Genomic DNA, 20028 nt, shown 5'->3' with positions numbered 1-20028 from the left:
AGGTCTTCTATCGGGGCTGACCAAGGCGCTTTTTTTATATAAAAGTAAGTATTAAAATCTATGTACTTAGTGTTGATATCTAGCTCCAGCTCCGAGACAGTCCCTCGAGGTCATAAGCCACGAATGAAATGAAGGAAAAAACACACCTTCATATCATTCACGTCTTCTGCTTGTCGGGGGTGGTCAAGGTGCTTACGCTTTTAAATTATAGGAGGAATTTTTTTGGCAGTTAAACCGATTGTTATGTTTCCGGCAGATGTTTTAGAACAACCTTGTGAGAAGGTAACTGTATTTGATCGGAAGCTAACAAGGCTTATTAAAGATATGTATGATACGATGATTGAATATGACGGTGTAGGTCTCGCGGCACCACAAATTGGACTCTCGTTACAAGTTGCAATTGTTGATATAGATGATCATCATGGAACGATAGAATTAATAAATCCTGAAATTGTAGAAAAACGTGGAGAACAAACAGGTCCTGAAGGCTGTTTAAGTTTTCCAGGCTTGTTTGGAGAAGTGAAAAGAGCAAATTACGTAAAGATTCGCACCTATAATCGAAAAGGTAAATTAAGAATAATCGAAGCAGAAGGATTTCTTGCTAGGGCTATTCAGCATGAAATCGATCACTTAGATGGTGTGTTATTTACATCAAAAGTTGAAAAGTATTTAGATGAAGAGGATTTAGAAAGCGTGGAAGGATGACTTCAAATGACAAGAATTATATTTATGGGGACACCAGATTTCTCTGTGCCAATTTTACGCAATCTCGTAAAAGAAGGCTATGACATTGTGGGTGTTGTCACACAGCCTGATCGACCAAAAGGACGTAAAAAAACATTAACACCGCCACCTGTAAAAGTAGAAGCAGAAAAGCATAATATTAAAGTACTTCAACCTGAAAAAATTCGTCATGAGCTTGATGAAGTTCTTGCTTTACAACCTGATTTAATTGTGACAGCTGCATTTGGGCAATTATTGCCAAAAGAGTTACTTGATGCACCTAAATATGGATGTATTAATGTCCATGCTTCACTTTTACCAGAATTAAGAGGTGGAGCTCCTATTCATTATTCTATCCTTCAAGGGAAGGATAAGACTGGGATCACGATTATGTATATGGCTGAAAAGCTTGATGCTGGTGATATTCTCACACAAGAGGAAGTTCATATAGAGGATCGTGATACAGTTGGGACTCTTCATGATAAGTTAAGTGAAGCAGGGGTGAAGCTCTTATCTGAAACGATTCCACAATTACTAGCTGGAAAGCTAACTCCAGAACAGCAAGATGATACAAAAGCAACATTTGCACCAAATATAAAACGTGAACAAGAAAAAATTGATTGGACAAGTACTGGAGAGATAATCTACAACCAGATTAGAGGTCTAAATCCTTGGCCTGTTGCGTTTACAACATATAAAACTCAACTTATGAAGATATGGTGGGGAGAAAAAATGCCAAGCAAAAATGATTCACCTCCAGGTACAATCATTGGAATTGACCAAGATGGATTTGTAGTTGCAACTGGAAATACAACAGCGATAAAAATTACAGAACTCCAACCATCTGGTAAGAAGAAAATGACCGGTGAAGACTTCTTGAGAGGAACAACAATTTCTGTTGGTGAAAAATTAGGCGATGAAGATGAAAAAAACAACTAATGTACGGGATGTAGCAGTAGAGACATTATTACAAATTGAAAAAAATCAGGCATATAGCAATTTACTACTTAACTCAATAATTAAGAAACATCAGGTGAATGAGAAGGATATTGGCCTCCTAACAGAGATTGTTTATGGCACCCTTCAAAGAAGAGATACACTAGATTATTATTTAGCGGGATTTTTAAAAAAATCTAAAATTGAAGCGTGGGTACGAATTTTATTACGCATCTCTATCTACCAAATGGTCTATCTTGATCGAATTCCAGAAAGAGCAATTTTATTCGAAGCAGTTGAAATAGCAAAAATGCGTGGACATAAAGGAATCGCTTCGTTAGTTAATGGAGTATTAAGATCATTTCAAAGAGAAGGCATTCCAAACATAGAAGAAATTCCTGATCGTGTTGAAAGATTATCCGTAAAAACAAGTCATCCTAAATGGTTAGTTGAAAAATGGATTGCCCAATTTGGCTATGAAGAAGCGGGAAAAATGTGTGAAACAAACCTATTGCCACCAACACAAACTGCTCGTGTGAATCAAATGAAAATAACAGTTCATGACCTATTAGCAGACTTAGCGAATAAAGAAATTTTAGTGGAGCCTGGTGATTTGTCCGTTGATGCAATAAAAGGAATGAAGGGTAATCTTGCTTTAACAAATGCATTTAAAGAAGGTCTGTTATCTATACAAGATGAGAGCTCTATGTTAGTAGCTAGGGCACTTAATCCTCAACAAGGTGAAAAAGTTTTAGACGCATGTGCAGCCCCAGGGGGGAAATCTACACATATTGCTGAAAGAATGAATGGAACTGGTGAAATACATTCATTAGATCTCCACGAACATAAGGTAAAATTAATTAAACAACAAGCTGAACGATTAGAATTAAAAAACATCTTACCTGAAGCATTAGATAGTCGTCTGGCTGGTGAAAGATTTGAAAAGGAAAGCTTTGATCGAATCTTAGTTGATGCACCATGCTCCGGTTTTGGCGTCATTCGAAGGAAGCCAGATATTAAATATACTAAATCACAACAAGATGTTATAAAGCTAGCCGAACTACAAAGTAAAATTTTACAGGCTGTTGCACCTTTATTAAAAAGAAATGGTGTGTTAGTTTATAGTACATGTACAATTGATCAAGAAGAAAATAATGACGTCGTTCGTAAGTTTTTAGAGACAAACCAAGAGTTTGAACAGGATAATGGTGTAAAACAGCTCTTACCTGAAAAACTTCATCCTTATATTCATAACGGTGAAGTACAGTTACTGCCACATTACTTTGGAACTGACGGTTTTTATATAGCATGTTTACGAAAGAAGGGTTAAAATTGGAACAAGCGAAAGTAACAAGGACAAAAAAAGACATCGAACTTACGAAAACAAATCCCTCTATCTACTCTTTGGAGTTACCTGAATTAGAGGAATGGCTGAAGGAACATGGTGAAAAATCATTCCGTGCTAATCAAATTTTTGACTGGCTTTATACGAAAAGAGCAACTAGCTTTGAAGACATGTCAAATCTTTCTAAGGGTTTACGTACTTTATTAAATGAACACTTTACAATTACAACATTAAAAACCTTAATCCAACAAACGTCAAAGGATGGTACGATTAAGTTTTTATTTGAACTTCATGATGGCTATTCTATTGAAACAGTTTTAATGCGACATGATTATGGGAACTCTGTATGTGTAACAACACAAGTAGGTTGTCGAATTGGGTGTACGTTTTGCGCTTCTACATTAGGTGGCTTAAAAAGAAATTTAGAAGCAGGAGAAATCGTTGCTCAGGTCGTAAAAGTACAACAAGCACTTGACGAGTTTGAGGAAAGAGTTAGTCATGTTGTTATTATGGGGATAGGAGAGCCTTTTGATAATTATGATGAAATGATGTCATTCTTAAAAATAATTAATCATGATAAAGGATTAAATATTGGGGCTCGTCATATCACTGTCTCAACGAGCGGAATCATTCCAAAAATTTATAAGTTTGCTGATGAAAAGCTGCAAATCAATTTTGCTATTTCGTTACATGCCCCAAATACTGAATTACGTTCAAAGCTCATGCCGATAAATAGAGCATATAAACTACCTGATTTAATTGAAGCAGTAAAATATTATGTCAATAAAACAGGCAGACGTATAAGCTTTGAATATGGATTATTTGGCGGCGAAAATGATCAAGTGGAACATGCTGATGAATTAGCAAAACTTGTCAAGGGATTAAAATGCCACATAAATTTAATTCCCGTGAACTATGTTCCAGAAAGAAATTATGTGAGAACGCCGAAAGAACAAATTAAATTATTTGAAGATACGCTTAAAAAACATGGTGTAAATGTAACAACACGAAGAGAACAAGGCCATGACATCGATGCAGCATGTGGACAACTTCGAGCTAAGGAGCGTAAAGAGGAGACGAGGTGACCAAAGGTGGAAACTTTCTTTTTGTCAGATAGGGGAAAAGTTAGACAACATAATGAAGATTGTGTTGGTGTTTTTGAAAATGAAATTGGTGTGCTAGCAATTGTTGCTGATGGTATGGGAGGTCATCTGGCTGGTGATGTTGCTAGCCAAATGACCATCAATACCTTTGAAACATTATGGAATCAAGTCAAAAACATTGAGAATCCTAAAGAGGCTGAAGCCTGGTTTTTAACAAGTGTTGAAGAAGTTAATAAAGCTGTCTATGAACATTCTTTATCACATCCAGAATGTCAAGGAATGGGGACAACAATTGTCGGTGCACTTGTTACTTCTAAATTTGCTACGATTGGACATATAGGTGATAGTCGTTGTTACTTATTGAATAACAGTGGGTATAAACAAGTAACAAATGATCATTCACTTGTAAATGAATTAGTTAGGTCCGGCCAAATTTCCAAGGAAGATGCCGAACATCATCCACGGAAAAACGTTCTTCTACGAGCTCTTGGTACAGAACAAAAAGTTGAGCTTGATGTATCTACAATAGAAATCGATCAAGGCGATGTATTATTATTATGTTCTGATGGATTATCTAATAAGGTATCGGATGATGAAATGTATGGTGAATTGTCAAACAATCAACCACTTTCACAGAAAGCGACATCACTTGTACAGTTAGCAAATGAAAATGGCGGAGAAGACAATATTTCTCTAGTTTTACTAAAAATGACGGCAAATCATGAATTAGGTGAAGAGCTGTGTTAATAGGTAAACGGATTAGTGGTCGTTATAAAATTCTAGAAGTCATAGGCGGAGGCGGAATGGCTAATGTCTATTTAGCCCGAGATATGATTCTGGAAAGAGACGTAGCCATGAAAGTGCTACGATTTGATTTTTCTAACGATGACGAATTTATTAAAAGGTTTAGAAGAGAAGCGCAATCTGCTACGAGTCTAGCTCACCCTAATGTAGTTAGTATTTATGATGTTGGAGAAGAAGATAACATTTACTATATCGTTATGGAATATGTAGAGGGTCAGACGTTAAAACAATACATACAGCAGTTTGCACCTGTTCATCCTAGAAAAGCCGTAAATATTATGGAACAAATTGTATCTGGGATTCAACATGCACATGATAATCAAATTATTCATCGGGATATAAAGCCGCATAATATTCTAATCGATCATAATGGAAATGTGAAAGTAACAGATTTTGGGATTGCTATGGCTCTAAGCTCAACGACTATTACTCAAACAAACTCAGTATTAGGATCTGTTCATTATTTATCACCGGAACAAGCTAGAGGTGGTCTTGCAAACAAAAAGTCTGATATATATTCTTTAGGCATTGTCTTATTTGAAATGCTGACTGGACGATTACCATTCGATGGTGAATCAGCTATTTCTATAGCCCTAAAGCATTTACAATCTGAAACACCATCAGCTAAAAGATGGAATCCTGATATCCCACAAAGTCTAGAAAATATTATCTTAAAAGCGACAGCAAAGGATCCATTTCATCGCTATCAATCTGCAGATGAAATGGAAGAAGATCTAGAAACAGTTTTTGATGTTAGTAGGTTAACCGAGCCGCGATTTTCTATTCCTGAAGATGATGAAGTGACAAAGGCCATCCCTATTATTACGAATGAAAATATAAATAGAGACAAAATTGACGATACAATTGTCCATGCACCTGAAAATGATGACATTCATAAATCAACGAATAAACAGCAAAAAAACCAGAAAATCAAAAAGGAAAAAAAGAAGAAAAAACCAGGTAAAAACAAGCTAGCTATCATCCTTATTACTACTTTTTTCATTTTACTTGCAGCAGGTGTCTCAGCTTTTACAATAGTTCCTCCTTTACTATTACCGAAGGATATTGAAGTACCTGATGTAAGTGGTAAATCTTATGATGATGCTGTAGATATTCTTACGGAAAAAGGCTTTGAAATCGATGAACCTGTCCGTGTTTCAGATGAAAAAATCGAAGAAGGCTATGTCATAAAAACGAATCCATCTGCAAATGAAATAACCAAAGAAGGTGCAACGATCACGATCTATGAGAGTACAGGTAAAGAAAAAATTGTACTTGAGGATTATGTTGGTAGAAATATTGATCGTGTGAAAGCGATTCTTGAAATGAAGGGCTTTAAAAATATTGACGTGAAACCTGAGTCGAATGAAACTCAAGCTGCCGGTACAATTCTAACTCAATTTCCTGAAATTGGTGAAGAGGTTATACCTACTGAAGAGACAATTGAATTTACAGTCAGTACAGGACCGAAGCAAGTCGCAATTAACGAACTTGTTGGAAAAAGTAAGGAAGAAATCGATGAATACGTGAGTGCTAATGGATTTATTACTTCTGTTTCAGAGGAGCATTCATCAGACATTCCAAAAGGGCATCTTGTTTCACAATCTCCCGAGCCTGGTACAAAAGTCGTGCCAAGAGAAACGACATTACAACTTGTGTACTCATCAGGACCTGAAGAATTGCCGCGGAAAACAGTAACGAAAACAGTTGATATTCCTTATAATCCAGAAATAGTTGGACAAGAGCAAGAAGTCTCGATCCTTATTGACGATGCGGAGCATTCAATTTCAGACACTTATAAAACATTTAAAATTTCAAGTCCAAAGGTTGAGACACTAAATTTCACAATTGAATCTGGACAAGTGGCTTATTACCAAATAATCATAGATAATGAGGTTGTCACTTCTGAGACAATTCCATATCCAAACGACTAATAAAGTGACTACCTGCCATCAGAAAGTAGATGGTAGGTAAAATATTATTTTATAGGTATATCAAAATATTTTAATTGACACACTTTTACTATGGAAATTACGTGGAGAAGATGAGGATGTCTTTATTTTGAATAGACATATGAAGAACAAAAATGTTCAAGGAGGTTATTCATGCCACAAGGGAAAATAGTGAAGGCTCTTAGTGGTTTTTACTATGTGCAAGATGGAGAAAGATTTATTCAATGCAGGGGCAGAGGGGTTTTTCGGAAAAATAAAATTACCCCCCTTGTAGGTGACGAGGTAGTATATCAAGCAGATAATGACCAAGAGGGCTATATACTTGAAGTATTTGATCGTAAAAATGAATTAATAAGACCGCCGATTTGTAATGTTGACCAAGCAATTCTTGTCTTTTCAGCTGTTGAACCTGATTTTAGCCCAACATTACTTGATCGTTTTCTTGTATTAATTGAAGCCAATGACATTGAACCTATAATTGTTGTAAGTAAGACAGATTTAATTCCGTCAAAGGAAATTAAAGAAAAAGTGATTTCCTATGCAAAAGATTATAAAAATATAGGGTACACAGTATTTTTAACATCAACGGTCGAGTCTACTGTTGAGCATGATTTGCAACCAATTTTAAATGAAAAAATATCCGTTTTTGCAGGGCAATCTGGGGTTGGGAAATCATCCTTATTAAATATTTTGAGACCGGATCTTGACCTTAAAACGAACGATATTTCCACTCATTTAGGGCGTGGTAAACATACGACTAGACATGTTGAATTAATCGCAGTTGGCTCTGGATTTGTTGCAGATACACCAGGTTTTAGTTCATTAGATTTTACAGGTATTGAGGTTGAGGAATTAACTTACTGTTTTCCAGAAATGAAAGAAAGAAGTGGGGATTGTAAGTTTCGCGGCTGCACACATGTAAAAGAGCCGAAATGTGCGATTAAAGATGCAGTGGAAAATGGGGAAATTCCACTATATAGATATGAACATTATTTATCATTTATTGAAGAAATCAAAGAGAGAAAGCCGAGGTATTAATATGATAAAAATTGCTCCATCTATTTTATCGGCAAATTTTGCTAAATTGGGAGAAGAAATCAAAGATGTAGAAAATGGCGGCGCTGATTATATTCATGTAGACGTCATGGATGGTCACTTTGTGCCGAACATTACCATTGGACCATTGATTGTTGAAGCGATTCGTCCAGTTACAAAGCTACCTTTAGATGTGCATTTGATGATTGAGAAACCAGACCTCTATATCGATGACTTTGTACGTGCTGGTGCAGATATTATTACCGTTCATGTAGAAGCGTGTAATCATCTTCATCGAACCATTCAATTAATAAAGTCAAAAGGAATTAAAGCAGGAGTTGTGTTAAATCCACATACACCAATAGAGTCCATTCAACATATTCTTGAAGATATTGATATGGTCTTATTAATGACAGTTAATCCAGGTTTTGGTGGACAAGCATTTATTCCACAAGTGTTGCCAAAAATTAAACAGCTGGCAAATATAATAAAGGAAAAACAGCTTTCAATCGAAATTGAAGTTGATGGTGGGGTAAACGAAGAAACAGCCAAACAATGTGTTATGGCAGGAGCTACAGTTCTTGTTGCAGGCTCAGCCATTTATAATACAACTGATCGAAAACAAGCAATTGCCAACTTAAAGCAAGCTGTTCTATCTTAATAATTTCAGAAAAAGTTCTGACGCAAATAGGTGTCAGACTTTTTTCATTTCATAAATATCATAAAAGCAAAAAGGAGTAAATATGAAGAAAATCGCACTTGTTGCAGGAGGTCCAAAAGAATTTGTCCCTGCATTAACAAATTATCACGATAAAGATGTCACATGGGTAGGTATTGACAAAGGGGTTATTTATATTCAAGAATCAGGCTTACCATTATCACATGCTTTTGGAGATTTCGATTCAATATCGATTGAAGAAAAAAAGGCACTATCGAATACATTAGCTTCTCTTTCATTATACTCTTCTGAAAAAGATAAAACCGATACAGAACTTGCATTAGAATGGGCTGTCATGCAAAAACCAGAAATCATTTATCTATTTGGTGCAACCGGTGGAAGAATAGATCATTTGCTAGCGAATATTCAACTTTTAGTCAAGCAAATGTCTTTCCGAAATATAGAGTTGATTGATAAGCAAAATCATATCACGCTCTTTACCCCAGGAACATATACAATAAAGAAGCACAAGGAATTAAAATATATATCATTTATTCCGATTAGTCATGAAGTTAAGGGTATAACGTTACAGGGGTTTAAATACCCGTTACAAAATCGAGATATTAGTATTGGGTCAACCCTATGTGTTAGTAATGAACTCGTTATTGAACGAGGTACTTTTTCTTTTCATGACGGCATATTAATAATGATAAGAAGTAGAGATTGATCCTTGTGACCAAAGAGATAGGGTCTAGCGTCATTTTTTTTCTTATTCTGAATATAATGCTACAGAACTGATTTATTCTAATGAAAACTTGGCGACAAATAGAACCTTTAAGCAAGTATAATGACATGTTTAATGATTTGGTTGAGGAGGGAAAGAATGAAATTCTATACAATTAAGTTACCGAAGTTTTTAGGAGGAATTGTTCGGGCGATGCTCGGTTCATTTAAAAAAGATTAAGAAAAAAGCACCGTTATTTTCGGTGCTTTTTTCTTAGCTTATTTGTTTGTTTATATATGGAATATGAAACAAGCTGCTATCAAAGCAAACTAGGATAAGCTAGCATTTCATGATTTCTGCTAATAACGCTAGAGTTTAATGAAAATTAAACTCGCTCAACTTTACCAGATCTTAAAGCGCGAGCAGATACATATACCTTTTTCGGTTTACCGTTAACTAAGATGCGAACTTTTTGAAGGTTTGCGCCCCAAGTACGTTTATTAGCGTTCATTGCGTGTGAACGTGCATTGCCTGAACGAGTTTTTCTACCAGTAATAACGCATTTACGTGCCATGTTATTCCCTCCTTACTACAAAAAAACATAACATATTTTACGATAATCATGTACTAAAGCCATGAGATACTTTAATAATTTATCATAATCAAATCTAGAATGCAATACTTCTATAGTAAAGCTTTCAAGAATTTTTCCTTGACATCATATTTTAAGCTAATTTGATAAAAACTAAGGATGTTTTCGCAAACTTTGTTGATTTTTCCCAAGTAGTGCGGTGTGATTGATTGCAGCGAGAGGATGCTCGCTTTTTTAGCGGAGCGGGCGGTGAACCTCTTCGGCGTAAACGCCTGTGGGATCTCACCTGTCCCTCTGCTCCCGCAGGAGTCTCGCAATCTGCTCCAAACTCTTAGAAAAGAACCAAAACTAAATGGCAAACAAACGTTTATACTTGATTTTATTATTTAGTTTTGAGCTTTGAATTGTGAACGAACATCACGAGTACTAGGCCGATCATGGAGGTTGCGCTTTTCAAATGAATACCCTTATAGTAAAATGATTGTAGCCAGTGAGAACAATTCCAAAGGGGGAACGATCATGTCCATTGAATTAAAAACAATGTACGGACAAATTGATATATCTAACGAAGTCATTGCAACCATTGCCGGTGGTGCTGCTATAGACTGTTATGGTATTGTTGGAATGGCATCAAAGAATCAAATAAAAGATGGTCTTACGGAAATACTTCGAAAAGAAAACTTTAGCAGAGGCGTAATAGTACGCCAAGATGATGAATCTATTAACATTGATATGTATATTATTGTCAGCTATGGTACAAAAATTTCTGAAGTCGCACATAACGTTCAAACAAAAGTTAAGTATACGTTAGATCAGACGGTTGGACTTGCTGTTGATTCTGTAAATATTTTTGTACAAGGTGTTCGTGTAGCGAACACATAGTTAGGAGGAAATGACCTGTGTCAATTACAACTTTAGATGGTAAGCGTTTTGCGGAAATGATTTTGCAAGGTGCGCATCACCTATCAAATAATGCAAAATTAGTCGATGCATTAAACGTTTTTCCTGTTCCTGATGGTGATACTGGAACAAATATGAATTTATCTATGACATCAGGAGCTAAAGAGGTCAAAAACAATACAATAGATCATATAGGTAAGGTTGGTTCGGCTTTATCGAAAGGTCTTTTAATGGGTGCACGTGGAAATTCCGGTGTAATCCTTTCTCAATTATTCAGGGGCTTCTCAAAATCGATTGAATCAAAACCTACAATTAATAGTGTTGAATTTGCTGGTGCTCTTCAGGCAGGTGTTGATACTGCATATAAAGCAGTAATGAAACCTGTTGAAGGAACAATTTTAACAGTTGCAAAGGATGCTGCGAAAGCTGCGGTCGTTGCTGCAGAAAATGAAGTATCTATAGATAAAATAATGAAAATTACGTTAGATGAAGCTGAAAAGTCATTAAAACGTACACCTGAATTGCTGCCAGTATTAAAAGAGGTTGGGGTTGTAGATAGTGGTGGTCAAGGGCTGGTGTTTGTTTATGAAGGATTTTTAGCTGCATTAAATGGGGAAACACTTACCACTTCAAATGTAACAACTCCATCAATGAACGAACTTGTCAATGCAGAACACCATAAAAGCGTTCAGAGTCATATTAATACAGAAGATATCGAATTCGGATATTGTACAGAATTCATGGTACGTTTTGAAAACGCTAAAACTCCATTTAATGAAGAGAAATTCAGAAATGATCTAAGTCAATTTGGTGATTCTTTATTAGTTATTGCTGATGATGATTTAGCGAAAGTACATATACATGCAGAGTATCCTGGAGAAGTACTTTCATATGGACAAAAATACGGTAATCTTATCAATATGAAGATTGAAAATATGCGTCAGCAGCATACGAATATCGTAGGTGATCAAGCACCAACTTCTCCAAAAGTCGAAAGCAAGAAAGAAAAGAACAAATTTGGAATTGTGACAGTAACAATGGGAAAAGGCATTGCTGAGTTATTTAAAAGTATTGGTGCTAGTGCAGTAATCGAAGGTGGCCAAACGATGAATCCGAGTACTGAAGATATTGTTCAGGCAGTTCATGATGTCAACGCTGAAACGATTATTATTCTCCCGAATAACTCAAATATCGTTATGACTGCTCAGCAGGCAGCATCTGTTGTCGATGAGAATGTCATTGTGATTCCTTCTAAAACAGTACCACAAGGAATGGCTGCTTTACTTGCTTTTAACCCTACTGCAGAGCCAGGGGTTATTGAGTCAGCAATGATGGATGCCTTAGGAAATGTAAAAAGTGGTCAAATTACGTATGCAGTACGTGATACAAATATTGATGGTCTTGATATTGCAAAAGGTGACTTTATGGGTATATCAAACGGTAAAATCGTCGTAACCGATCATGATCAACTTTCAGCTTCAAAAAAACTTCTTACTGAAATGATTACTGACGAGGATGAGATTTTAACGATTATCCAAGGTGAAGATGCAAGTCATGAAGAGGTTGAAGAACTTGTTCAATTTGTCGAAAAACATTTTGAAGACATTGAAGTTGAAACTCATAATGGTAAACAACCTTTATATTCTTATATTTTTTCCGTTGAATAACAACATTTCAAAAACTCGGCATTTGCCGAGTTTTTGATTGTCTAAACCTGCTAATTCCCCAGAGAGAAAACCTTCAATCTATACTCCCATAACTATCCACTTGAATTGCCTAAAGTCAAACTTATACAACTTTAATCAAAATCTGATACACTTAATAGCAGAAGTTGCTTAAGCAGAATGTCTACAAGGAGGTTAGAGTCGGTTTCAACAGTCTAATAATTAGGATCAAACTGCTTGGAATCGCAAATGTAACGTGAACAATAGACTATCAGAACCTATTTCTACATTAAAAGGTGTTGGTGAGGAAACAACCGAGCTTTTTAATGACTTAGGTATTTATACAATTTATGATTTATTAGAGTATTTCCCATATAGATATGATGATAATAGTTTAAAAGATCTTGCAGATGTAAAGCATGATGAGCGCGTAACAGTTGAAGGGAAAGTGCATAGTGAACCATCCCTTACATATTTCGGAAAGAAACGTTCCAGACTTACCTTTCGCTTATTGGTTGGTCGATATTTACTATCTGTTGTATGTTTTAATCGCCCTTATTTTAAAAATAAACTATCAATTGATTCTACAGTGACGGTTACAGGTAAATGGGATAAGCATCGTCAAACAATTACTGTTCAAGAATTAACATTTGGACCTAAGCAAACACTCACTGGAATTGAACCGGTTTATTCTGTAAAGGGTAAGCTTACAATTAAGGGAATGAGAAAATTTATTTCACTTGCAATGAAAGAATATTTAGATGATATACACGAGATTCTACCTGACGAGTTTTTACTTAAATATAAACTTCAAACAAGAAAGGAAGCACTCCGGTCTATACATCTTCCTGTTGGACAAGAACAATTAAAGCAGGCAAGAAGGCGTTTCGTATATGAAGAATTTCTTTTATTTCAATTAAAAATGCAAGCTTTACGTAAAGTGCAACGAGAACAGTCTAAAGGAATAGAGCATAAATTTGATTATGAAAAATTTGATGAGTTCCTTCATACCCTTCCATTCCCTCTTACGAAAGCACAATCTCGTGTAGTAAATGAAATTATCACAGACATGAAGTCACCTTTCCGAATGAATCGCTTACTTCAAGGAGATGTTGGTTCTGGTAAAACAGTTGTTGCGGCTATTGCCATCTACGCTGCAATTTTATCAGGCTATCAAGGTGCATTAATGGTTCCAACGGAAATCTTAGCTGAACAACATGCTGAATCATTAGTAAAAATGTTTGAACCATTTGCTGTGAATGTTGCTCTCTTGACGAGTTCAATCAAAGGAAAAAAACGTCGTGAGCTCCTTGAAAAGCTAAGGAATAATGAAATTCAACTCTTAATTGGGACACATGCCCTTATCCAAGATGAAATTCATTTTCATCAACTCGGCTTAGTTATTACAGATGAACAACATCGCTTTGGAGTGGAGCAAAGACGAATGCTGCGTGAAAAGGGAGAAAATACAGATGTATTGTTTATGACAGCAACGCCGATTCCACGTACTTTGGCGATCACTGCCTTTGGTGAAATGGATGTCTCTGTGATTGATGAACTTCCAGCAGGTAGAAAAGCAATTGAAACATATTGGGTTAAGCCAACAATGCTTGATCGGATTTTATCATTTATTGAAAAAGAAACCTCAAAAGGCAGGCAAGCTTATGTTATTTGTCCCTTAATAGAGGAATCTGACAAACTTGATGTACAAAACGCTCTTGATGTGCATAGTATGCTTACTCATTTCTTTCAAGGCCGTTTTCAAGTTGGCCTTATGCACGGAAGATTGACGTCAGAGGAAAAAGATTCCGTGATGAGAAGGTTTAGTCAAAATGAAGTAAATATATTAGTCTCAACAACAGTGGTTGAAGTTGGGGTAAATGTACCGAATGCAACCATCATGGTTATTTATGATGCCGAACGTTTTGGATTATCTCAGCTTCATCAACTTCGCGGGCGTGTAGGTCGAGGCAGTGAACAATCATATTGTATCTTACTTGCTGACCCTAAATCAGAAACGGGTAAAGAAAGAATGAAGATCATGACAGAAACTAATGACGGTTTTGTTTTATCAGAAAGAGATTTAGAGCTAAGAGGTCCAGGAGACTTCTTTGGTAAAAAGCAAAGCGGTATGCCGATTTTTAAAGTTGCTGACATGGTTCATGATTATCGAGCTCTTGAGGTTGCAAGACAGGATGCTGTAGAATTGGTAAGTTCAAAGGCATTTTGGGATGAAAAAAAGTATGAGGGACTAAGGATGCATCTTCTTCAATCGGGGATACTAGATGGAGAGAAATTAGATTGATAGAATCCTTCATGTTAAAGATATAGGTAAAGGCAATAGGGGGGGGTCAGACACAAGCGTCTATCAAGATGCTTGTGTTTTTCTGCATGTCAAGTTCCATATCCTCGTTCAACGAATCATAAGTCAGAAAGACATTTTAAGGGAAGATCACCTTCATTTCATGTCAGTCTGATGTTAGTCTGACCTATACTGGTGCTGCCACTTTTCTACTTGCAATCTGTTTTCTTTATCTATATACTACTATTAGTACCTAGTCTTAATAGTTCGGGCGGTGTCGTATACAGATGAGGAAAAGTAAAAAAGAGAGACAGCTTTTGTTGCAGGAGACAATTGCTGACACGCCATTTATTACTGACGAAGAATTGGCTGAGAAGTTCCAGGTGAGTATACAAACGATTCGTCTGGATCGCTTAGAATTATCAATTCCGGAGTTAAGAGAACGTATAAAAAATGTAGCAGAAATGAAACTAGACGATGAAGTAAAATCGTTGCAAATAGAAGAAGTAATTGGGGAGATCATCGATCTTCAACTAGATGAATCAGCCATTTCAATTTTAGAAATAAAAAAAGAACATGTTTTTAATAGAAACCAAATTGCACGTGGTCACCATTTATTCGCCCAAGCTAATTCATTAGCGGTTGCTGTTATAAACGATGAATTGGCTTTAACGGCAAAAGCGAATATTCGTTTTACAAGACAAGTAAAAGAAAATGAACGGGTCATTGCAAAAGCAAAGGTTGTAAAGGGCGAATCTGAAAAAGGACGAACAACTGTTGATGTAAAAAGCTATGTCGGAAGTGAAATTGTTTTTTCAGGTGTGTTTGACATGTATCGCTCAAATCCAACACAAAGGTAGGTAACAAATATGAAGTTAGCGATTGATGCAATGGGAGGGGACAATGCTCCAAAGTCTGTTGTAGAAGGTGTGATGAAAGCAATTTCTGCGTTTTCAGACTTAGAAGTTACCCTTATTGGTCATGAAGAAAAAATCAAAGAGTATTTATCAGATTCTACAAGAATCTCAATTATACATACAGAAGAAATGATTGAAAGTACAGATGAGCCAGTTCGGGCTGTAAGAAGAAAAAAAAATGCTTCAATGGTGCTTATGGCAAATGAAGTAAAAGAAGGACGTGCAGATGGCTGTATTTCAGCAGGTAATACAGGTGCACTGATGACGGCAGGATTATTTATAATAGGTCGAATTGAAGGAATTGAACGTCCTGCTTTATCACCAACTTTGCCAACATTAGATGGAAATGGATTTTTATTCTTAGATGTTGGGGCTAACGTTGATGCAAAACCAGAACACTTGCTACAATATGCAATAATGGGTTCCATTTATGTTGAAAAAGTACGCGGGATAAAAAATCCACGTATTGGGCTTTTAAATGTCGGAACAGAAGATAAAAAAGGAAATGATCTAACAAAGCAGACATTCACATTATTAAAAGATACTACATTAAATTTTGTGGGAAATGTAGAATCACGAGATTTAATGGAGGGTGTAGCTGATGTTGTTGTAACAGATGGTTTTACGGGGAATATTGCCTTAAAATCAATTGAAGGTACGGCTTTGTCCGTTTTTTCAATGCTAAAGACAACGTTAATGAGTAACTTAAAATCGAAAATAGCGGCTGGAATTTTAAAACCAGAATTTAAGATGATAAAGCAACAGATGGATTACTCTGAATATGGTGGAGCAGCACTTTTTGGTTTAAAAGCACCTGTTATTAAAGCACATGGTTCTTCCGATGCAAATGCAATTTATAACGCCATTCGCCAAACGCGTGAAATGGTTTCGAATCATGTGGCAGAAACAATCCATAATTCAATTGAGGGTTCGAAGGAAAGTCAAAGCGTAGAGCTTTCTTGAAAAAATGATAACGAAATGAGGATGACAGTGAGATGACTAAAATAGCCTTTATTTTTCCTGGACAAGGGTCACAATCTGTTGGTATGGGTAAGGATCTATTTGACCAAATTCAAGAATCAAAAGAAATTTTTGAAAAAGCAGATAACCGTTTAGGTGAAAAATTATCCGAGTTAATATTTGAAGGTCCACAAGACACACTAACATTAACGTATAACGCACAACCAGCCCTGTTAACAACAAGCATTGCTATATTAAATCATTTTAAACAGTACGGAATAACGGCAGATTTCGCAGCAGGACACAGTCTTGGAGAATATACTGCACTAGTTGCAGCTGGAGTTTTAAGTTTTGAGGATGCTGTTTACGCTGTTAAGAAACGTGGAGAGTTGATGGACGAAGCAGTACCTGCGGGGCAAGGAGCGATGGCTGCCATATTAGGGATGTCTGCTGACGAACTTGAAAAAGTGACAGCTGAAATTACTAATGCCGGTGATTCAGTACAATTAGCAAATTTAAACTGTCCTGGTCAAATTGTTATCTCTGGAACAGCTGAAGGTGTTGAAAAGGCCTCAGCCCTTGCAAAAGAAAATGGAGCGAAACGAGCAATTCCACTTGTTGTGAGTGGTCCCTTTCATTCTGAATTAATGAAGCCGGCAGCGGAACAATTTGATGATGTTCTTTCAGCTTTAAGCTTTGAAGATGCAAAAGTACCTGTCATCGCAAATGTAACAGCAAAACCAGTTGAAAAGCAAACTGAAATAAAAGATTTATTAGTAAAACAGTTATACTCTCCGGTAAGATGGGAAGAATCTGTAAAAACGATGATTAAGCTTGGTGTTACAACATTTATCGAAATTGGGCCTGGAAAAGTGTTGTCAGGTTTAGTGAAGAAAATTGATCGTTCAGTTAATGTTTATGCTATATCTGATTTAGATTCGTTGAATAATACTGTTGAGAAGCTTAAGGGGGAAAAGTAATGCTAGAGAACAAAGTTGCGTTAGTAACAGGTGCATCCCGCGGTATTGGCAGAGCGATTGCCATTGATTTGGCGAAAAATGGTGCAAGTGTTGCCGTTAATTATGCTGGAAGTGAAGCAAAAGCAAATGAAGTTGTGGATGAAATAAAAGCAAACGGTGGAAATGCTTTTGCGATAAAAGCTGATGTTTCCAATAGTGATGAAGTTGGACAAATGATTAAAGAAGTTATTAATCAATACGGACAATTGGATATCCTGGTAAATAATGCGGGTATCACACGTGATAATCTACTAATGAGAATGAAAGATACAGAATGGGACGATGTCATCAATACGAACCTTAAAGGTGTATTTCTTTGTACAAAAGGGGTTACTCGTCAAATGATGAAACAGCGAAACGGTCGAATCATTAATATTGCATCAGTTGTTGGAGTTAGTGGTAATCCTGGTCAAGCTAATTACGTTGCTGCAAAAGCAGGTGTAATTGGATTAACAAAAACGACAGCAAAAGAATTAGCTTCTAGAAATATTACTGTTAATGCTGTTGCTCCGGGTTTTATTACAACAGATATGACTGATGAACTCTCAGAAGAAATAAAATCTGAATTGCTAAAGCAAATTCCACTTGCAACACTTGGTGAACCGAGTGATATAGCAAATGTTGTTACGTTCCTAGCATCAGAGAAAAGTAAGTATATCACTGGTCAGACATTACATGTTAATGGTGGTATGGTCATGTAACTGCTTTAACGTTCCCGTAATATTTTTATCTAATAAATGAATGAAAGAGACAAAAATGCTTTTTATTCATTAAGATACTATGTTTTACGGGGTGCTTGAAGTGTTAGTGCTTTTCTAAAAAAACTAGTATCAAGCCTAGTTTTTCAGATAGAAATCACTTATAATACTTGAGGGGAGGTGAAGGAAAATGGCAGAAGTATTAGAACGTGTAACAAAGATTATCGTTGACCGTTTAGGTGTTGATGAGGCTGAAGTTAAATTAGAGTCTTCATTTAAAGATGATCTTGGTGCAGATTCCCTAGATGTAGTTGAGCTTGTTATGGAACTTGAAGATGAGTTCGATATGGAAATTTCTGACGAAGATGCAGAAAAAATCGGTACAGTGGGTGACGCTGTTAACTACATAAATAGCCAACAGTAATGTTGCAGTAAAGTCCCGTATTTATACGGGGCTTTACCCCTTTTATAAAGAAATTTTTACTAATTTGAAAAAGACTAGATTTCGGATGGAGTATAATAATTTACTCTGGCGCCTTTTTGAACCGAAGCAGAAGTTGTGTATGTGCAGTTGTTGTGAATCCCTATGGAGCGGCCTAGAGGGCATAAGCCACTTGCGAATTGAAGGTAAAACACACCTTCTATTCGCAAGCGTCTTATGCATGTCGGGACTAAACATGACGCTTGTTCTTGAATTGCTTCATGCTAAAACAAGGCGCTTCCGTTTTTCAGATGGAGGTACCAATGCCAAAAAATATTAACTATAAAGAGAGAAGAACCTTTGCAAAGAAAGCGGAGGAATTTAGAAGATTCCAAGAGCGTATAGGTCAGACGTTCAAGAATGAAAAGCTTTTATATCAAGCTTTTACACATTCATCATATGTAAATGAGCATCGAAAAAAGCCTTATGAAGATAACGAACGGCTTGAATTTTTGGGTGATGCCGTTTTAGAACTTACCATTTCTCAATTTTTGTATAAAAAATACCCGATGATGAGTGAAGGAGAGTTGACGAAGCTGCGTGCTGCAATTGTTTGTGAACCATCATTGGTTTCGTTTGCGAACAACCTATCCTTTGGGCTCCTTGTTCTTTTAGGAAAAGGAGAAGAAATGACAGGTGGACGAGCACGTCCTGCCCTTTTGGCAGATGTGTTTGAGGCATTTATTGGTGCGTTATATTTAGATCAAGGCTTGGAAGCAGTTACACAATTTTTAAACCAATTCGTCATTCCAAAGATAAATGAAGGTGCTTTTTCCCATGTGATGGATTTTAAAAGTCAACTTCAAGAGTTTGTCCAACGCGATACAAAAGGTGTCTTAGAATATAAAATTCTCCAAGAAAAAGGACCGGCTCATAATCGTGAATTTATATCTACTGTTTCATTAAATGGTGAAGTTTTTGGTACAGGAAGCGGAAAGTCCAAAAAAGAAGCAGAACAACACGCCGCACAGGAGGCGTTATCAAGGCTTCAACAACTAAATAAATAGCATTTAGTATGGACATACTCATTAGAAAATTCATGAATACTCATCTTAAAAACGATTTTTGATAAAATGTTTGGTGGTGAGATACATGTTTTAACTGAGTTGTCCTTTTTTATTGTTAGAAAAAGTTATCGTTTTTTCATCGACATAATATGATAAAATATGAGGAGATTTGTCATATTGATATGTGACTGAAACGTAAATAAAAATT

General features: G+C 36.3%; 20 protein-coding genes. 19 read left to right on the top strand and 1 reads right to left on the bottom strand.

Annotated features, from left to right (window positions below):
• Nucleotides 1–222: 222 nt before the first annotated feature.
• The 10 genes from def to spoVM all read left to right on the top strand — a co-directional run bounded on the left by def (nt 223) and on the right by spoVM (nt 9520).
• Entirely contained in the window at nt 223–705 is a 483-nt protein-coding gene (def, locus tag GMB29_RS17660; protein WP_136351288.1) for a peptide deformylase, read from the top strand.
• 6 nt (nt 706–711) lie between these two features.
• The gene (fmt, locus tag GMB29_RS17655; protein WP_136351287.1) at nt 712–1662 is read left to right on the top strand and encodes a methionyl-tRNA formyltransferase; all 951 of its coding nucleotides are present in this window, start codon (nt 712–714) and stop codon (nt 1660–1662) included.
• Complete coding sequence (rsmB, locus tag GMB29_RS17650) at nt 1646–2989, top strand: 16S rRNA (cytosine(967)-C(5))-methyltransferase RsmB (RefSeq protein ID WP_136351286.1); 1344 nt, start codon at nt 1646–1648, stop codon at nt 2987–2989. Before fmt ends, rsmB begins: the two co-directional genes overlap by 17 nt.
• Nucleotides 2968–4089 carry a dual-specificity RNA methyltransferase RlmN gene (gene rlmN, locus GMB29_RS17645; protein WP_136351285.1) on the top strand — a complete coding sequence of 374 codons (1122 nt, stop codon included), beginning with the start codon at nt 2968–2970 and terminating at the stop codon, nt 4087–4089. Before rsmB ends, rlmN begins: the two co-directional genes overlap by 22 nt.
• 21 nt (nt 4090–4110) lie before the next feature.
• Complete coding sequence (locus GMB29_RS17640; protein ID WP_406600277.1) at nt 4111–4854, top strand: Stp1/IreP family PP2C-type Ser/Thr phosphatase; 744 nt, start codon at nt 4111–4113, stop codon at nt 4852–4854.
• On the top strand, nt 4848–6845 hold the full coding sequence (gene pknB, locus GMB29_RS17635) for a Stk1 family PASTA domain-containing Ser/Thr kinase (protein WP_136351283.1): 1998 nt from the start codon (nt 4848–4850) through the stop codon (nt 6843–6845). The genes GMB29_RS17640 and pknB overlap by 7 nt, the downstream gene beginning before the upstream one ends.
• A 171-nt stretch (nt 6846–7016) precedes the next feature.
• Nucleotides 7017–7901, top strand: a complete 885-nt coding sequence (rsgA, locus tag GMB29_RS17630) for a ribosome small subunit-dependent GTPase A (protein WP_136351282.1) — start codon at nt 7017–7019, stop codon at nt 7899–7901.
• Between the two features lies 1 nt (nt 7902).
• Nucleotides 7903–8559 (top strand): ribulose-phosphate 3-epimerase, encoded by a 657-nt coding sequence (gene rpe, locus GMB29_RS17625; RefSeq protein ID WP_136351471.1) that lies wholly within the window; start codon nt 7903–7905, stop codon nt 8557–8559.
• A gap of 82 nt (nt 8560–8641) precedes the next feature.
• Nucleotides 8642–9283, top strand: coding sequence for a thiamine diphosphokinase (locus GMB29_RS17620; RefSeq protein ID WP_136351281.1), 642 nt, complete (start codon nt 8642–8644; stop codon nt 9281–9283).
• 156 nt (nt 9284–9439) lie between these two features.
• Complete coding sequence (spoVM, locus tag GMB29_RS17615) at nt 9440–9520, top strand: stage V sporulation protein SpoVM (protein ID WP_003328987.1); 81 nt, start codon at nt 9440–9442, stop codon at nt 9518–9520.
• Nucleotides 9521–9665: 145 nt separating this feature from the next.
• Here spoVM and rpmB read toward each other — a convergent pair whose 3' ends face one another.
• Nucleotides 9666–9854: a 50S ribosomal protein L28 gene (gene rpmB, locus GMB29_RS17610; protein ID WP_095298752.1), complete on the bottom strand. Its 189-nt coding sequence runs from the start codon at nt 9852–9854 to the stop codon at nt 9666–9668.
• A 537-nt stretch (nt 9855–10391) separates the two neighbouring features.
• Here rpmB and GMB29_RS17605 point away from each other — a divergent pair.
• The 9 genes from GMB29_RS17605 to rnc all read left to right on the top strand — a co-directional run bounded on the left by GMB29_RS17605 (nt 10392) and on the right by rnc (nt 19820).
• A complete protein-coding gene (locus tag GMB29_RS17605) occupies nt 10392–10754 on the top strand; it encodes an Asp23/Gls24 family envelope stress response protein (RefSeq protein ID WP_136351280.1) in 363 nt (120 codons plus the stop codon).
• A gap of 17 nt (nt 10755–10771) precedes the next feature.
• Nucleotides 10772–12439: a DAK2 domain-containing protein gene (locus tag GMB29_RS17600; RefSeq protein WP_136351279.1), complete on the top strand. Its 1668-nt coding sequence runs from the start codon at nt 10772–10774 to the stop codon at nt 12437–12439.
• Between the two features lie 253 nt (nt 12440–12692).
• Nucleotides 12693–14741, top strand: coding sequence for an ATP-dependent DNA helicase RecG (recG, locus tag GMB29_RS17595; protein ID WP_136351278.1), 2049 nt, complete (start codon nt 12693–12695; stop codon nt 14739–14741).
• Between the two features lie 284 nt (nt 14742–15025).
• The gene (gene fapR, locus GMB29_RS17590) at nt 15026–15598 is read left to right on the top strand and encodes a transcription factor FapR (RefSeq protein WP_136351277.1); all 573 of its coding nucleotides are present in this window, start codon (nt 15026–15028) and stop codon (nt 15596–15598) included.
• A gap of 9 nt (nt 15599–15607) precedes the next feature.
• Nucleotides 15608–16618: a phosphate acyltransferase PlsX gene (gene plsX / locus GMB29_RS17585; protein ID WP_136351276.1), complete on the top strand. Its 1011-nt coding sequence runs from the start codon at nt 15608–15610 to the stop codon at nt 16616–16618.
• Nucleotides 16619–16650: 32 nt separating this feature from the next.
• The gene (gene fabD / locus GMB29_RS17580; RefSeq protein WP_136351275.1) at nt 16651–17595 is read left to right on the top strand and encodes an ACP S-malonyltransferase; all 945 of its coding nucleotides are present in this window, start codon (nt 16651–16653) and stop codon (nt 17593–17595) included.
• The gene (gene fabG, locus GMB29_RS17575) at nt 17595–18335 is read left to right on the top strand and encodes a 3-oxoacyl-[acyl-carrier-protein] reductase (protein ID WP_136351274.1); all 741 of its coding nucleotides are present in this window, start codon (nt 17595–17597) and stop codon (nt 18333–18335) included. Before fabD ends, fabG begins: the two co-directional genes overlap by 1 nt.
• Nucleotides 18336–18522: 187 nt before the next feature.
• The gene (gene acpP, locus GMB29_RS17570; protein WP_136351273.1) at nt 18523–18756 is read left to right on the top strand and encodes an acyl carrier protein; all 234 of its coding nucleotides are present in this window, start codon (nt 18523–18525) and stop codon (nt 18754–18756) included.
• A gap of 320 nt (nt 18757–19076) precedes the next feature.
• On the top strand, nt 19077–19820 hold the full coding sequence (rnc, locus tag GMB29_RS17565; RefSeq protein WP_136351272.1) for a ribonuclease III: 744 nt from the start codon (nt 19077–19079) through the stop codon (nt 19818–19820).
• The last annotated feature ends 208 nt before the right edge of the window (nt 19821–20028 follow it).

Origin of the sequence: Metabacillus sediminilitoris (assembly GCF_009720625.1) — a bacterium.
Taxonomy (GTDB): Bacteria; Bacillota; Bacilli; order Bacillales; family Bacillaceae; genus Metabacillus; species Metabacillus sediminilitoris.
The sequence above is the reverse complement of the archived record's forward strand: the minus strand, read 5'-3'. Positions and strand labels throughout refer to the sequence as shown.

Excerpts from the sequence above, each read along its gene's own strand:
- fmt (WP_136351287.1), top strand. The coding sequence starts at position 712 with ATGACAAGAATTATATTTATGGGGACACCAGATTTCTCTGTGCCAATT.
- rsmB (WP_136351286.1), top strand. The coding sequence starts at position 1,646 with ATGAAAAAAACAACTAATGTACGGGATGTAGCAGTAGAGACATTATTA.
- rlmN (WP_136351285.1), top strand. The coding sequence starts at position 2,968 with ATGTTTACGAAAGAAGGGTTAAAATTGGAACAAGCGAAAGTAACAAGG.
- rsgA (WP_136351282.1), top strand. The coding sequence starts at position 7,017 with ATGCCACAAGGGAAAATAGTGAAGGCTCTTAGTGGTTTTTACTATGTG.
- rpe (WP_136351471.1), top strand. The coding sequence starts at position 7,903 with ATGATAAAAATTGCTCCATCTATTTTATCGGCAAATTTTGCTAAATTG.
- GMB29_RS17620 (WP_136351281.1), top strand. The coding sequence starts at position 8,642 with ATGAAGAAAATCGCACTTGTTGCAGGAGGTCCAAAAGAATTTGTCCCT.
- spoVM (WP_003328987.1), top strand. The coding sequence starts at position 9,440 with ATGAAATTCTATACAATTAAGTTACCGAAGTTTTTAGGAGGAATTGTT.
- rpmB (WP_095298752.1), bottom strand. The coding sequence starts at position 9,854 with ATGGCACGTAAATGCGTTATTACTGGTAGAAAAACTCGTTCAGGCAAT.
- GMB29_RS17605 (WP_136351280.1), top strand. The coding sequence starts at position 10,392 with ATGTCCATTGAATTAAAAACAATGTACGGACAAATTGATATATCTAAC.
- fapR (WP_136351277.1), top strand. The coding sequence starts at position 15,026 with ATGAGGAAAAGTAAAAAAGAGAGACAGCTTTTGTTGCAGGAGACAATT.
- plsX (WP_136351276.1), top strand. The coding sequence starts at position 15,608 with ATGAAGTTAGCGATTGATGCAATGGGAGGGGACAATGCTCCAAAGTCT.
- fabD (WP_136351275.1), top strand. The coding sequence starts at position 16,651 with ATGACTAAAATAGCCTTTATTTTTCCTGGACAAGGGTCACAATCTGTT.
- fabG (WP_136351274.1), top strand. The coding sequence starts at position 17,595 with ATGCTAGAGAACAAAGTTGCGTTAGTAACAGGTGCATCCCGCGGTATT.
- acpP (WP_136351273.1), top strand. The coding sequence starts at position 18,523 with ATGGCAGAAGTATTAGAACGTGTAACAAAGATTATCGTTGACCGTTTA.
- rnc (WP_136351272.1), top strand. The coding sequence starts at position 19,077 with ATGCCAAAAAATATTAACTATAAAGAGAGAAGAACCTTTGCAAAGAAA.